Source organism: Paenibacillus sp. MDMC362, from assembly GCF_003269305.1.
GTDB lineage: Bacteria > Bacillota > Bacilli > Paenibacillales > Paenibacillaceae > Paenibacillus_AQ.
In genome coordinates, this window is the sequence record NZ_QLYT01000016.1 from 227,251 (window position 1) to 241,153 (window position 13,903).

Here is a 13,903-nt window from a genome sequence, read left to right on the forward strand (position 1 = left end):
CTCATTTATCTTCAGCCTTTCCTTGTGCAGTCAATTCCCGTTTGCCAAATCGGATGATAAGCCGGTCCTTCGCATACCTCGCGCCTATAACTTCGCGACCCATCAGCGTTCTTGGTAGAATGACCTTGCGTTTGTAGGCACCTGCATCTACCGTCAATTCGTCGCCTGTCTGCGTTAAATCCAGATCCGCCTTCTCGACAAAGGGAATGGAAAGCTCCAGCAGCATATCTCCGTCCTCCTCCCGGATCGTCTCCGTTCTGCCACGATACAGCATGGTAGAAGGAACCTGCTCTCCATAAACGATATCCGCTAATTCTTCAAGAATAGGGAGTCCGATAACTTCCTTTTGCATCATAGGCGCCTTCAGAATCGGAAGCGGCTGAAAGTTCAATACGATTTCTTCCTCGTATTTCTTTTGAATGTCCCGCCAATGCGCGAAGAATCCTTTCCCTGCCTCATCCGGCAGCACCCGATTAACGATAATGGCATCCGTATTGAACCCGAACAGATTCAAATAGGTAAATGAGCGCTTCGCTTCGGCAAGCACCATTTTCTCCGGATTCAGCACGATCCTGACCGACGTGATCTCCGGATCCAGAACGAGCCGCTGCATTTCCTCCAAGCCGCGGGCTAACCGCTCGATGCTGTCCAGCACGTCATCCGAAGGAAGATCGATATCCTTTACAATTTTGGCCACGGGCCGCACGATCTTGATCAATTTGCGTTCGGTCGGGAATATCTTCTCCAGCCACCAATTCAATACGTTCGGATAGCTTAGCAGCCGCAGCGTCTCTCCGGTCGGGGCGCAATCCACCACCAGTACGTCATATTGCCCGCTTTCAGCATGTTCCTTGATTTTCAGCAAACTGAAAAGCTCCTCCATGCCTGGGAACACGAGCATTTCTTCTGTAGTGACATCTTTAAGCTGCGCTTTGTCGAGTAATTTCGTGATCCAGCCCTGGACGGTTCCCCAATTCCGCTCCGTCTCGCGGATTGCGTTCACTTCCTGCCCCCACAAGTTGTCGCTGATTTGGACGGGATCCGGTCCGATCGGTACCGCCAGCGAATCTGCCAAGCTATGTGCCGCATCTGTGCTGAGAATAAGGGTCCGTTTCCCTTGTTTGGCCATTTTCACTGCCGTCGCCGCCGCAATACTCGTTTTGCCGACGCCACCTTTGCCTGTGTAGATGATGATCCTCATATCCATCCGCTCCTTTTAGTACGATTTCGTAGTAAATAGCCGAGAAATCCGGCTTGAACCGGTTATTCCTCAATCTGAATCTTTACAGCGTGACGCTTCTTTTCTTGAAGCGTTACAGGTCCCCCATCCTGGAAGACTCTGGCTGCCTTGAACAGTAGTGTCGTGAATTGCTCCATTTCCTCAGGCGTAAATGCCGTCTCCAATCTGCTCAGCATCGCCATCATGATTTGCTCCCATTCCTTTGCCAGCTGCAGACCTTCCTGCGTCAGCGTGACGAGCTTAACCCGTTGATCTTGCGCAGACGTAGCCCGTGCAATCAAGCCTTTACGTTCAAGCCGTTTAGCGATGCTTGTCATCGAACTTAAAGGCGCCCCCATCTCGGAGGCCAGCTGCGACATCGTCAAATCTCCGCGGAGGAGCAAAATAAGCAGCGTTGACATATCGGAGCGAGTCACTTTTTGTTCAAGCTGAAGCGTATCGGTCATAAAAGCAAACGGACGCAGACCGGTCTTGAGGAAGAGGTCATATAGGTGTTGGATACCGGTCACTCCTTTTCGTACGATTTCGTAATAATACGTCTGCGCCTATTTTAATACGATTTCGTAATAATATCAATCACCTGCCGATTTTTTATACGATGTTTTTATTAGCAGGTAAAACCTACGATTGACAGCACTTCATTCTCAGTGTTACATTGATCTCCAGTCATTACTACGAAATCGTACTAATATGTTGATGGAGGTGCATGGATATGGATTGGAATAGTATGGTTTTGGCAACGGCCGGTGTCATCGGCGGCGGCACGGCGGTGGCACACGGCATTCTCATGCAGCGGGTGATCATTAAGCCGATGGAGACGGTTTGTGAAGCGGATGGGCGAATATCTGCGCCGCTGCGAAGGCTTGGGACGCTGCTTTTACATTTCAGCACATTCAACTGGTTGCTCAGCGGGCTCTTTTTGATTGCAGCCGCGATCTGGTTCGGGCAGGAGGCAAGGCTCTTGACGGGCCTGCTAGCCGGCAGTTCTTTTCTGTACGGTGCAATCATCTCTTTTTGGGTAATGCGTCGCCTTCATCCCAGCTGGATCTTGATGACTGCTGCGCTCATTCTGACCGTTTGGGGACTAACGCAGCCATAGGCTCTAGTATATAGCCAGTGCTATATAAACCCGAAATTATGGGACCCAACCAAAAAAATGGAACCTATCCTTCTGATTATGAACTTCGATAGAATAAAAGTATTCCTTCGATGTAAGCGTTTCCCATCACGCGCATAGTCTGGGAGAATCCACATTTTTTAAGGGAGGGTATTTATGAAGCGATCTCAAATTTCAAAAAGGCGGTATAGGCAAAAGGTATTGAGTCTGTTCTTAGCAGTCATGATGCTTGCTGGCATCGGCTTATTGCCGGCTTCGAAGGTTCAGGCAGCTGACGCTGCTGGAGCCACCATCACCTCGATGTCTTATTTTTCAACTGCGGACGGACCTGTCATCACAAAATCAGGAGTTGGGCAGGCCAGCTACGGTTTTGTCATGCCGCTATTCAACGGAGGCTCTGCCACCTGGAATGATGTTGCCCAGGACCTGGGAGTAAAGGTGAAAGTAAATGGCAGCTGGATCGATATCGACAGTGTCGGCAGCTTTGTTTATAACCAGAACTGGGGCCACTGGAACGACGGCGGCTTTACCGGCTATTGGTTCACGCTCTCTGCAACAACGGAGATTCAGCTGTATTCCAAAGCCAATGGGGTCACGCTTGAATATTCACTCGTTTTTGAAAACATCAACAAAACAACCATCACGGCGATGACTCCGACGCAAGGACCGCAAATTACGGCAGGATTTACGGGCGGTGCCGGATTTACCTATCCGATATTCAACAATGACCCGGCCATTACCTATGCGGCCGTAGCGGATGATTTGAAAGTGTACGTGAAGCCTGTCAACAGCAGCCAATGGATCGATATCGATAACAATGCAGCCAGCGGCTGGGTCTATGATCAGAACTTCGGTCAATTCACCGATGGGGGCGGCGGCTATTGGTTTAACGTCACAGAGTCGATTAACGTCAAATTAGAATCGAAGACCTCTTCGGCTAACATCCTGTATACGATCACCTTTAATGAGCCCGTAAGAAACTCTTATGTCCTTACGCCTTATGAAGGAACGACCTTTACGGCTGATGCGAGCGGTGCTATCGGCATCCCGCTGCCTAAGATTGATGGAGGCGCCCCAATCGGCACCGAGCTTGGCAATTTCGTATACCAGATTAACATCAACGGGCAATGGGTGGATCTTGACCATTCGAGCCAGAGCGGATTTGTATATGCCGCTAATGGCTACAATAACATGTCCGATGCCAACCAGTGGGGATATTGGGCCGACCATATTTATGGCCTATGGTTCCAGCCGATCCAGGAGGATATGCAAATCCGTATCGGCTATCCGCTAAATGGGCAGGCAGGTGGCAGTGTGGGCAGCAATTTTGTCAACTATACCTTGATCGGCAACCCGGATGCTCCGCGCCCGGATGTAACCGACCAGGAGGATATTCCGATTGGAACGCCAAGCGACTCTGCCATCGAGGGCATGAATCTCATCTGGCAGGATGAGTTTAACGGGACGACGCTCGATAACAGCAAATGGAATTATGAAACAGGGTATTATCTTAATGATGATCCGAATACCTGGGGTTGGGGCAACTCGGAGCTGCAGCACTATACCAATCGTGCGCAAAATGTTTTTGTACAGGACGGAAAGCTTAATATCAAGGCCTTGAACGAGCCAAAATCCTTTCCGCAGGATCCAAATCGATATGCACAATACTCCTCCGGGAAGATAAACACCAAGGATCATTTTTCCCTCAAATACGGTAGAGTCGACTTCCGTGCCAAGCTGCCTACCGGCAACGGCATCTGGCCTGCGCTCTGGATGCTTCCGCAGGATCATGTGTACGGAACATGGGCAGCCTCCGGCGAAATCGATGTGATGGAAGCAAGGGGACGCTTGCCTGGAGCGACGAGCGGCGCCGTACACTTTGGGGGTCAATGGCCGACGAACCGGCATCTTTCCGGTGAGTATCACTTCCCTGAAGGGCAAACTTTTGCCAATGACTATCATGTCTATTCGGTCGTCTGGGAAGAGGACAATATTAAATGGTATGTGGATGGCAAGTTCTTCTTTAAGGTAACCCGCGATCAATGGTATTCCGCAGCCGCGCCGAACAATCCGAACGCCCCATTCGATCAGCCGTTCTACCTCATTATGAACCTGGCGATCGGCGGTACCTTTGACGGCGGTCGGACCCCGGATCCGTCCGATATCCCTGCAACGATGCAGGTGGACTATGTCCGTGTTTATAAAGAAGGGCAAGGCGGTGGCCTGAATCCAGGAAACGTGTCCGTTACCGGCGTAACGGTGAATCCGACCACGGCACAGGTGGAAGTCGGGCAGAGTGTTCAACTAAACGCCAGCGTGGCGCCGTCCAATGCAACGAATAAGCAGGTCACGTGGTCGGTTGCGAGCAGCGGCATTGCATCCGTGAGTGCAAGCGGTCTCGTGACCGGGCTCGCTCCGGGCACGACAACCGTCACGGCGACAACCGCTGACGGCAATAAAACGACCAGCGCCTCGATTACCGTTGTACCGGCACCATCCACCGTGATCGTCATCGGTGATGAGGCGAAGGGCCTGAAGAAGATCGGCGATGACCTGCTGTTCTATGTCAATGGCGCGACCTTTGCCGATTTACATTATAAGATCAATAACGGCGGGCAATTAAACGTAGCCATGGCCCCAACGGGGAATGGCAACTATTCCTACCCTGTCAACAACTTGAAGCATGGGGATACCGTCGAGTACTTCTTTACCTATAACCCGGGGCAAGGAGCACTGGACACCCCTTGGCTGACGTATGTTCATGGGGTAACGCAAGGAACGCCGGAGTAAACCCGGTACGATTTGACAGACATGTCGCTGTCGGTAAACCGGTCCCTGCTCCGGGTTGCAATCGCACGCTTCCAATTAAATCAGGGCAAACAGAAAGGCCGTCGACATCATCGACGGCCTTTTTCAGATCAGCTACCGTTGGTTCTCGGTTAGCCGATGCACTTATTTTTTTTGCATATAGCTCAATATTACGAATGTACACTCTCTTTACTCACCTGACTGGAACGCAAGATGTTCATAGCGTATCTAGCTGTAGACTGTGGGAACAACACTTCCCTGAATCATTTGGTCAACAATCGTTTTACGCCATCATGCGTTACGTTTCTGATATACCGATTGATTAAAACCCCAAAGCCCATTACGATTACTTATAAGGATACTTGGCCCGAGGCATAGCTATCCTCAAAATAGAAAAAGCACATGGACTGTAAGCCGCGTGAAACGGGATGCCTTCCGAACGTTTTGTGCGGCTGTTTATAAATACGAACATTCCGTCCCATACTTAGGTTTATCAACAGGTGAGACGAATGTCGCTAACCGACTCGTTAGTAAGGGGGAACGCAGACACATGGAAAAGGAATTCATACTGACGCACAAGCTGTTGACCCTGCTCGATTCCGAGTATCGTTGGTTCACCCTTGCCGAGATTGAAGAGCAGCTTGGGGTATCGGACAAAACGATCCGTAAAATTATCGATGAAACCAAGCAGGAGCTCCCTCCTTCCATTCATTTCGAGATTTCGCGTGGAAAAGGCGTCATTCTCCATTATGATAAACGGAATGTCGCGATTGGCGAGGTCATCTCTTCCATGTACAGACAGAGAACCTTCTACCAGCTGCTCGATGTGCTATTCGCCGAGGGAGGGCGCTACTCGCTGGAAGAGCTGGCCGACAAGCTGTATATGAGTTCGTCCTCGCTGAAAAAGCTGATCATCCGGCTGAACAATCATGAATTGAAGCCATACCATTTGCGCATTGCGTATTCCATGCCAGAGGTCAAAGGCAGTGAAATCAGTATCCGTTATTTTTACTGGAAAATGTTTTACGATGCCTATGAATTCTCCGGCTGGCCATTTGCCGACATCGACCAAGCCCAGATCCATGAGTACATCACGGCAATCGAGTCGGAGAATGACATCGTGTATTTCCTTAACGCTAAGCGCAGCTTGTCGTTTCTGGCGGCAATCATGATTACCCGAGTGCTGCAGGGCAAATACGCGGATGTTCAGAGCGGGTCATATGACTGGGAGAACCGCATGCTTCACGCCTCTGTTGCCGCATTGGCCAGAGCGCTGGAGCAGCGATACGCCATTCATTTGCCGCTGGACGAAATCCGGTTTCTGCAGGCCATGTTCAGCCTGGGCCAATACAATTATTATGATGAAGCGAAAGTCAGCGCGATGATATCGAGGGAGAAAGCAAATCTCGTGCAAATCGGGGATGAAAAATATCAAATCATCAATCATTTCCTCATGCTGGCGCTTGCCGCGTTCCCTGCGATCGATATGAACGACCGGTTCATCTGGGAAATCGGGGATTTCTTCGAGAAGCTCCGGCTGGAAAATGCGCTTCCCGATCTAATCGCCATCTCGGCAAGCAGCCTGACGGAATATGTCCAAAGGGATTGCCGCCCCATGTATCAAAGCGTAAAGAGCTGCATGCAGGAATGGAGCCAGCGTTACCCCGGCATGCGGTATAACGACTATCATCTGACGAAGCTGACGCTGTTGATCAGCTCCAGTTTGCGCTATAACAGCAAAAAGGCTTTCCTGCTGATCGGCGAGGAATTCTCCATCCGCCATTACGTCGCCAAGCTCATCAAGAACGAAATCGGTGACGAGCTGATCATCAACACCTCCATTATGGAGGGGCTTACCGATGAAATGATTCAGAAACACCGCATCGACTTTGTCATCAGCACGTTTCCCGTTGAGCTAAATACAGTGCCCGTGGTCATTATCTCAACGATACCGACCAAACGGGATATGGAAAATATCCGCAAGGAATTAATGCAACCATGAGACCTCATGGTTGCATTTTTCCGTTAAGCTCCGTAACTTTCTGGTCTTGGTTATCCCTCCGATTCTGACTATGATGAAGGCAGATCAAGAATAAAGCGCTTTCTTAAAAGGGAGGCCAGTAAGCAGGAGGAGCAAGATGAGCATACATTTGGGAGCACAACAGGGAGAAATCGCGGAACGCGTGCTGCTGCCCGGCGATCCGCTGCGGGCGAAGTTTGTGGCAGAGCACTTTTTGGAGGAGGTATATTGTTACAACGAAGTGAGAGGCATGTACGGCTACACCGGCCTTTATAAAGGCGTTTCCGTTTCTGTCCAAGGTACGGGAATGGGCAACCCGACCATGAGCATATATGCCACTGAGCTGATTCAGGATTACGGGGTCAAAAAGCTGATCCGCATCGGTACTTGCGGCGCCATGCAAAAAGAGCTTCAGGTCCGCGACATCGTTCTGGCCCAAGCCGTATCCTCGGACAGCAATCTGATGGAAAAAATATTTCATGGCTGCAATTACGCGCCAACCGCCGATTACGGCATGTTAAGCAAAGCCCACCAACTGGCTCAGGAGAAACGGGTCAATGTCTTTGTCGGCAATATCTATAATTCCGATGAATTCTACAGGGAAACATTAGACCGTCTTCATAAATTCATGGATTTCGGCGTGCTCGCGGTCGAGATGGAAAGCGCCGCCCTGTACACGCTGGCTGCGAAATACGGCGTCAGGGCCCTGTCCATATTGACGGTAGGCAGTCATCTGCTGACCAATGAACGCTCGTCCCATCTAGACAGCGAGAAGTCCTTCCACGACATGGTCGAGGTCGCGCTTCATACCATTTTAGCGGACGAATAGTCTGCCGCAGGATTTGCTTGCATAACAAAAACGCTCGGATATTTTAACAAACTTTGCTCTAGGGGGAAAAATCAATGGGAATCAAACGCGGATTTAAATATGATTTTTCGTTGTTGGCCATTTTGTTGATCCCGATCGGGATCGCCATCAATTTTGTCGGGGCGCAAATCATTCTGCTGCTCAAGCTGCCGATATACCTGAACACCATCGGGACGATTCTGACGGCCATGATTGCCGGTCCTTGGGTCGGTATGATTACGGGGGCCAGCACCAATCTTGTTGTCGGCATAACGAACCCTGTCTCGTTCGCATTTACGCCTGTACAAATGGCCGTCGGTCTGGTGGTCGGACTCCTCTCCATGAGAGGCATGTATACGAAGCTGTGGAAAGTGATCTTGTCTTCATTCGCTGTCGTACTGACCGTTCTGATCGTGGCTTCTCCGATCCAGGTGTTGATGTTCGGCGGAGCGACCGGAAACTCTTCGGATGCCGTGGTTGCTACATTCCTGGCCTCCGGTCAGCAGATTTGGACAGCGGTATTCTCAACTAAAATCCTGGTGGAAAGCGTCGACAAAATCATCAGCAACGTCATTGCCTTTGTCATCGTGATGAAGATGTCCCCAAGATACTTGTCCAAGCTCAATTACGGTGCCGCTTTTATCAAAAAGAAATGACGTATAGTCCATAATGGATACGCTTTCACGGAGGAGGGGTTTTTGTGAATAACGAACGGTCCCTGTTAAGCCGTCTTTATCCAACAACCAAGTTTATGATTACCATCGCTTTATGTTTGGCCGCATTTATCGTGCCCGGCTACGGGTTCAGCTACGCTATTCTGCCGATTTGCATGGTGCTGGCCTACTTCGCCGGCAGCTTTAAGGAGTTTTCCAATCTGGCGATCAAGGCACTGCTGATGATTGTTGTGTTCATCTTTATCCTGCAGAGCTTCTTCTACCCTGGCAAAGACATTCTGTGGAGCTGGAGCATCTTCTCCATCAAGCGGGAGGGACTGGAGTTCGCCCTGTTCCTGACATCCAAAATCGTGGCGGTGGCCTCGGCCTTCATTCTGTTCTTCCGCATCACCAGGGTCAAGGATTTAGTCCATTCCCTGGAACAGATCGGCCTGCCGTCCAAAGTAACTTATGTCATCTTGTCGACCTTGCAGCTCATTCCGGAGATGAAAAAGCTGACCCATGTCATCATGGATGCCCAAAAAACACGAGGCGTTGAAACCGAAGGCAAGCTGCTTGTCCGCATGAAGGCCTTCCTGCCCACCCTTAGTCCACTCATCCTCGGATCCGTGGCCAGCACGGAGGAGCGGGTACTAACTCTGGAGTCGAGAGCCTTCTCCGCCAATGTCAAAAAGAGCAGCATCTACAAACTGGAGAAAACAAAGCATGACCGGCTGGTTCGAATGCTGCTGGTCGTCCTGCTTGCTATCTTAATCGTCTGGAGAGTTGCGCTATGAGTATCATTACGATCAAGAATCTATCCTACCAATATCCGATCAGTGAGTCCGATGCACTCAAGAACGTGAACGTAACGATCGAAAGAGGCAAGCTGTATGCGCTGATCGGGGCCAACGGAGGCGGAAAAACGACCCTGTGCAACGTCATCCGCGGGTTTATCCCCCACTTCTATAAGGGAGATCTGCGCGGCGAGGTGCTGATCGAAGGCAAGGATATCCGCGAATGGGAAATGGGCGAGCTCTCCCGAAAAATCGGCTATGTGTTCCAGAATCCTTTTACACAGATCAGCGGCGTGAAGGATAACGTCTTTGAAGAAATTGCCTTTGGCCTGGAAAACCTGGGCATGGAGCCCGGACTCATCCGGGAGAAGGTGGATCAGGTCATCAAGATGCTGGAGATCGATTATTTGCGGGACAAAAACCCGTTCGAGCTCTCCGGCGGTCAGAAGCAGCGGGTTGCGCTCGCTTCCATCATCGTCATGGAGCCAGATGTGCTCGTTATTGACGAGCCGACCTCGCAGCTTGATCCGAAGGGAACGGAAGATGTGTTCAAGATTATCGAGCTGATGAAGAAGAAGGGAAAAACCATTATTCTCGTCGAGCACAAAATTGAGTTGATTGCCGAATATGCCGACGATGTCATCCTGCTGAACGAGGGTGAAGTGGCCATGCAAGGCAGCTCGAAGGAGATTCTTACCGATGAACGCGCACTCGCATTCGGAGCTGCACTTCCCCAATATTCGCTGTTCGGCCTGGACATGCGCAAACGGGGAATGGATCTTGGCAGCATCCCGTTAACCGAAAAAGAAGCCATGGATGCCGTGAACATATGGAAGAAGAAGGGGGTTAACGCATGAGCTTTCTGACTTTGACGAACGTTTCCTATGCCTACCCAAACGGCTACAAAGCGGTGGACGGCGTTAACATGTCGTTCCGAAAGGGCGAATCCGTTGCCATTGTCGGTCAGAACGGGGCGGGTAAAACGACCACCGTCAAGATGATGAACGGGCTGCTCAAGCCTTCCGAGGGGGATGTCGTCATTGACGGCTGGAATACTCGGGATTATACCACTGCGCAAATATCGCGGAAGGTCGGCTACGTGTTCCAGAACCCGGACGACCAGATCTTTCATAACGACGTGTACAGCGAGATTGAATTCGGTCCCCGCAAGCTGGGCCTACCGGAAGAACAGGTCAAAGCAAACGTCATGAAAGCGGCGGAGCTGGCAGGCGTCGTCCCGTTTCTTAAGGACAATCCGTACAACCTGCCCTACTCCATGCGTAAATTCGTAACGATTGCCTCCGTTATTGCCATGGATTCCAGCGTCATCATTCTGGATGAGCCGACGGCAGGCCAGGATCTTCCGGCTATGGCGCGGCTCGCCCATCTGATCGAGACATTAAACCAGGAAGGTAAAACCATCATTACGATCACGCATGATATGGAATTTGTCGTGAACAACTTCCAGCGGGTCATCGTCATGGCGAACCGTCAGGTCATAGCGGATGACGACAAACGAGCCATCTTCTGGAATCTGGATGTGCTGGAGCAGGCGATGCTGAAGCAGCCGCATATCAGCAGGCTCAGCCACTCCCTGGATATCGGCCATAACATCCTGGCAATACCGGAGCTTGCGGACGAGCTTGCCAAGCATAAGTGAGGGAATAAGGGAGTGACAACGATGGAGCAGGTTAAACACATCCTCTTGGATGTGGATACCGGCGTGGATGATGCCCTGGCGCTCATCTTTGCCGTCAAGTCCAATAAGCTGCATATAGAAGGCATTACAACGGTATTCGGCAACGTAGATGTGAAGCAGGCGACGGAAAATACGCTCCGAGTGCTGCAATTGGCGCAGCCCGGCTACGAAATTCCCGTTGCCATGGGAGCGGATGCCCCTTTATTTCGCCCTCGCCGGGAGAACGTCACCGCCATCCATGGAGCCAACGGCCTGGCCGGATATGAACTGCCAAAGGCACGCCAATCGCCGGTGAACGAGAGGGCATCCGACTTCATCGTGCGGAAGGTGCGGGAACAGGCGCATGACATTACGCTTGTCTTCACCGGCAGGTTAACCAATTTAGCGGTGGCGCTCGCCAAGGACCCGTCGATCGCGCAGAAAGCCAAGCTGGTGCTGATGGGAGGCGCCATCAAGGTGCCGGGCAATACAACGCCCGTATCCGAAGCCAACATCCACGGCGACCCCGAAGCGGCGCATCGGGTGTTCGAGTCCGGAATTCCGATTACGATGGTAGGCCTGGACGTGACCGGAAAGGCGAAGTTCGGCGAGGCTCATTATCAACAGCTCATGAGCGGCTTCACGGAGGAACAGGCGGAGTTAAAAGCTTTCATGCATCACATCTTCACCTTCAGCTTTGAGGCAAGCGACCGCTTGAACGAAGGCAGATACCGGCTGATGCATGATCCGCTGGCGCTGGCTGTCGTCGAGGATGCTTCCCTGGTGGAGACGGAGGATTATTACGTCTATATCGAGACAAAAGGACAGATTTCCTCCGGTGCAACGCTGGTAGACTTCAGACGTCCGCAGTCACGGACCAATGCCTCCGTCTGCATGCAGGTCCGTGAAGAGGCATTTCTGCAGCATTATATTCGAACGGTGCTGTCATAACCGTCAAGAGGAAGGAGCATGATTGATGCATCGAATCGTATTGGATGTGGATACGGGCGTTGACGACGCGTTAGCAATTGCCTACGCTGTCCGGTCTTCGGCTCTCGATATCCTTGGAATAACGACTTGCTTCGGAAACGTACCGGTGGAGCATGCGACCCGGAATACGCTCCATGTATTGGAGCGGCTTGGCGCAGCCGGGATTCCTGTCGCCATGGGGGAAGCCGCCCCCTTGTTCCATCCCTCGATGAAGTCGTATCCCGTCCAGTTTCATGGCGAGAATGGACTCGGCAACTTGGCATTCCCCGATCCGGCAGCTAAGCCGGTCTCCACGTCTGCCGCGGCCTTTATGGTGGATCAGATCCGGCGATATCCGAAGCAGGTAACGCTGATCTGCGTCGGCCCGTTGACCAATCTGGCCGCAGCCATTCTGCAGGCGCCGGAGATATCGTCGCTGGTACGTCAGATTATCGTGATGGGCGGAGCCGTGGGCGTCGCGGGCAATCGCGGGATGCATGCGGAAGCGAATGTATACTCCGATCCGGAAGCGGCCCAGCTCGTCTTCCAATCGGGAGCTCCGATTACGCTGGTCGGGCTGGACGTGACTATGCAGACCGAGCTCAGTCTGAAGGATATTCAGCGTTGGAGAGACCTGGATTCGGATCTGACCCGCTTCTTGGCCGACATGACTTCCTACTATATAGGAGGCTACCGGGAAGCCTATGGCGATCGGACAGGCTGTGCCCTGCATGATCCACTCGCGGTAGCCGTGGCGATCGACCCGAGCCTGATCGAGGTTCAGCCGATGGTACTCCAGGTCGATCTGGAAGGCATCCACTCCTATGGCAGAACCGTTGCCGATCTGCGTCCGCGTTGTACCGACCAGCCGAATGTTAATGTATGTATCGGCGTCGACGCCAAGCGGTTTCAGGAGCATTTTATGGCGACCTTGATGAAATAAGCTAAGCATAAGGAGTGAACGCCAAGTGCGTTCGCTCCTCTTTAGGTTTCCCTCCCTGCTCTCTCCTCCCACTTCTCCCTTAACCCTTTCAAGTCCTCGACAAAGAACCTTAGCAAGTTGGGCCTTCTTCTTACCGCCAGCGGATGATAGGTAAAGCTAATGGGGATGCCCTGGAACTCATTCCAGCTCCCCCGCAGCTCCTTGACGGTGGCGTTCTCCATCTCGGGGAATAATCCTTCGACTACGACATTCCCGAAGCCAAATAGTACGAACGGCTGCTTCTGAAGGAGCTGCGCTTGCAGATGCGGCAGGCATGCCGCTCGGGTTGCAGGCTTATCGTAAGCACGGGTTGGCCGGCGTTTCAGCAAATAGGTGACGTAAACCGAGTTTATATCCATGCCTGCTTCCCTCATGCCGAGTTGGAGGGTTTCCCGGGTCCCGCACAAGAACGGATTTCCTTCCCGGTCCTCCCTGGCTCCCGGGTTATCCAGGATCATCATCAGCGTGCCTTGCGGATTACCTTCCCCCCAGATGACGCGATTCCGCTGTTTGCACAATTCGCAGCGTTCACAATGCTGCATATCTTCGGGCGCTTGCTCTTCTGGCAAGATGACGCAGGGATGATTCATTTCCGTAGACATGTAATTCCTTCCTTTCTGTCGCACGCCATGATTCCATTATGCCCACCTGTCACCTAATGTAAAAAATCCCCTCGCGTATATCCGATCAACCGTATTGTGTTAGAGCCACATTCCCCCATCTCACTTATTCCCTTTCCGATGAATGGCCCTGTTATGACCCCTGTTCGCCCTCGTACGGGCATGCCCGCGT

General features: G+C 51.8%; 13 protein-coding genes. 10 read left to right on the plus strand and 3 right to left on the minus strand.

Annotated features, from left to right (window positions below; all coding sequences use genetic code 11):
- Position 1: 1 nt before the first annotated feature.
- Both DP091_RS08740 and DP091_RS08745 read right to left on the minus strand, forming a co-directional pair.
- On the minus strand, positions 2-1,201 hold the full coding sequence (locus tag DP091_RS08740; RefSeq protein ID WP_113057959.1) for an ArsA family ATPase: 1,200 nt from the start codon (positions 1,199-1,201) through the stop codon (positions 2-4).
- Positions 1,202-1,263: 62 nt separating this feature from the next.
- The gene (locus tag DP091_RS08745) at positions 1,264-1,749 is read right to left on the minus strand and encodes a MarR family winged helix-turn-helix transcriptional regulator (protein ID WP_258394444.1); all 486 of its coding nucleotides are present in this window, start codon (positions 1,747-1,749) and stop codon (positions 1,264-1,266) included.
- A gap of 203 nt (positions 1,750-1,952) precedes the next feature.
- Between DP091_RS08745 and DP091_RS08750 the strand changes: the two genes are divergently transcribed.
- The 10 genes from DP091_RS08750 to DP091_RS08795 all read left to right on the plus strand — a co-directional run bounded on the left by DP091_RS08750 (position 1,953) and on the right by DP091_RS08795 (position 13,072).
- Positions 1,953-2,339, plus strand: coding sequence for a hypothetical protein (locus DP091_RS08750; RefSeq protein ID WP_113057960.1), 387 nt, complete (start codon positions 1,953-1,955; stop codon positions 2,337-2,339).
- Positions 2,340-2,513: 174 nt separating this feature from the next.
- Positions 2,514-5,147 carry a family 16 glycosylhydrolase gene (locus DP091_RS08755; RefSeq protein WP_113057961.1) on the plus strand — a complete coding sequence of 878 codons (2,634 nt, stop codon included), beginning with the start codon at positions 2,514-2,516 and terminating at the stop codon, positions 5,145-5,147.
- A gap of 568 nt (positions 5,148-5,715) precedes the next feature.
- Positions 5,716-7,167 carry an AcpB/EbpR/MafR family transcriptional regulator gene (locus tag DP091_RS08760; protein WP_113057962.1) on the plus strand — a complete coding sequence of 484 codons (1,452 nt, stop codon included), beginning with the start codon at positions 5,716-5,718 and terminating at the stop codon, positions 7,165-7,167.
- 136 nt (positions 7,168-7,303) lie between these two features.
- Positions 7,304-8,014 (plus strand): purine-nucleoside phosphorylase, encoded by a 711-nt coding sequence (gene deoD, locus DP091_RS08765; protein WP_113057963.1) that lies wholly within the window; start codon positions 7,304-7,306, stop codon positions 8,012-8,014.
- A gap of 74 nt (positions 8,015-8,088) precedes the next feature.
- The gene (locus DP091_RS08770; protein WP_015738050.1) at positions 8,089-8,688 is read left to right on the plus strand and encodes an ECF transporter S component; all 600 of its coding nucleotides are present in this window, start codon (positions 8,089-8,091) and stop codon (positions 8,686-8,688) included.
- 44 nt (positions 8,689-8,732) lie between these two features.
- Positions 8,733-9,482, plus strand: coding sequence for an energy-coupling factor transporter transmembrane component T (locus DP091_RS08775; protein ID WP_113057964.1), 750 nt, complete (start codon positions 8,733-8,735; stop codon positions 9,480-9,482).
- Entirely contained in the window at positions 9,479-10,339 is an 861-nt protein-coding gene (locus DP091_RS08780; RefSeq protein ID WP_113057965.1) for an energy-coupling factor ABC transporter ATP-binding protein, read from the plus strand. Before DP091_RS08775 ends, DP091_RS08780 begins: the two co-directional genes overlap by 4 nt.
- Positions 10,336-11,142 carry an energy-coupling factor ABC transporter ATP-binding protein gene (locus DP091_RS08785; RefSeq protein ID WP_113057966.1) on the plus strand — a complete coding sequence of 269 codons (807 nt, stop codon included), beginning with the start codon at positions 10,336-10,338 and terminating at the stop codon, positions 11,140-11,142. The genes DP091_RS08780 and DP091_RS08785 overlap by 4 nt, the downstream gene beginning before the upstream one ends.
- Before the next feature lie 21 nt (positions 11,143-11,163).
- On the plus strand, positions 11,164-12,111 hold the full coding sequence (locus tag DP091_RS08790; protein WP_113057967.1) for a nucleoside hydrolase: 948 nt from the start codon (positions 11,164-11,166) through the stop codon (positions 12,109-12,111).
- A gap of 25 nt (positions 12,112-12,136) precedes the next feature.
- Entirely contained in the window at positions 12,137-13,072 is a 936-nt protein-coding gene (locus tag DP091_RS08795) for a nucleoside hydrolase (protein ID WP_113057968.1), read from the plus strand.
- Between the two features lie 41 nt (positions 13,073-13,113).
- Here the strand turns inward: DP091_RS08795 and DP091_RS08800 are convergent, their stop codons facing one another.
- Entirely contained in the window at positions 13,114-13,713 is a 600-nt protein-coding gene (locus tag DP091_RS08800; protein ID WP_113057969.1) for a uracil-DNA glycosylase, read from the minus strand.
- Positions 13,714-13,903 lie beyond the last annotated feature (190 nt).

Excerpts from the sequence above, each read along its gene's own strand:
- DP091_RS08740 (WP_113057959.1), bottom strand. The coding sequence starts at position 1,201 with ATGAGGATCATCATCTACACAGGCAAAGGTGGCGTCGGCAAAACGAGT.
- DP091_RS08750 (WP_113057960.1), top strand. The coding sequence starts at position 1,953 with ATGGATTGGAATAGTATGGTTTTGGCAACGGCCGGTGTCATCGGCGGC.
- DP091_RS08755 (WP_113057961.1), top strand. The coding sequence starts at position 2,514 with ATGAAGCGATCTCAAATTTCAAAAAGGCGGTATAGGCAAAAGGTATTG.
- DP091_RS08760 (WP_113057962.1), top strand. The coding sequence starts at position 5,716 with ATGGAAAAGGAATTCATACTGACGCACAAGCTGTTGACCCTGCTCGAT.
- deoD (WP_113057963.1), top strand. The coding sequence starts at position 7,304 with ATGAGCATACATTTGGGAGCACAACAGGGAGAAATCGCGGAACGCGTG.
- DP091_RS08770 (WP_015738050.1), top strand. The coding sequence starts at position 8,089 with ATGGGAATCAAACGCGGATTTAAATATGATTTTTCGTTGTTGGCCATT.
- DP091_RS08780 (WP_113057965.1), top strand. The coding sequence starts at position 9,479 with ATGAGTATCATTACGATCAAGAATCTATCCTACCAATATCCGATCAGT.
- DP091_RS08785 (WP_113057966.1), top strand. The coding sequence starts at position 10,336 with ATGAGCTTTCTGACTTTGACGAACGTTTCCTATGCCTACCCAAACGGC.
- DP091_RS08790 (WP_113057967.1), top strand. The coding sequence starts at position 11,164 with ATGGAGCAGGTTAAACACATCCTCTTGGATGTGGATACCGGCGTGGAT.
- DP091_RS08795 (WP_113057968.1), top strand. The coding sequence starts at position 12,137 with ATGCATCGAATCGTATTGGATGTGGATACGGGCGTTGACGACGCGTTA.
- DP091_RS08800 (WP_113057969.1), bottom strand. The coding sequence starts at position 13,713 with ATGTCTACGGAAATGAATCATCCCTGCGTCATCTTGCCAGAAGAGCAA.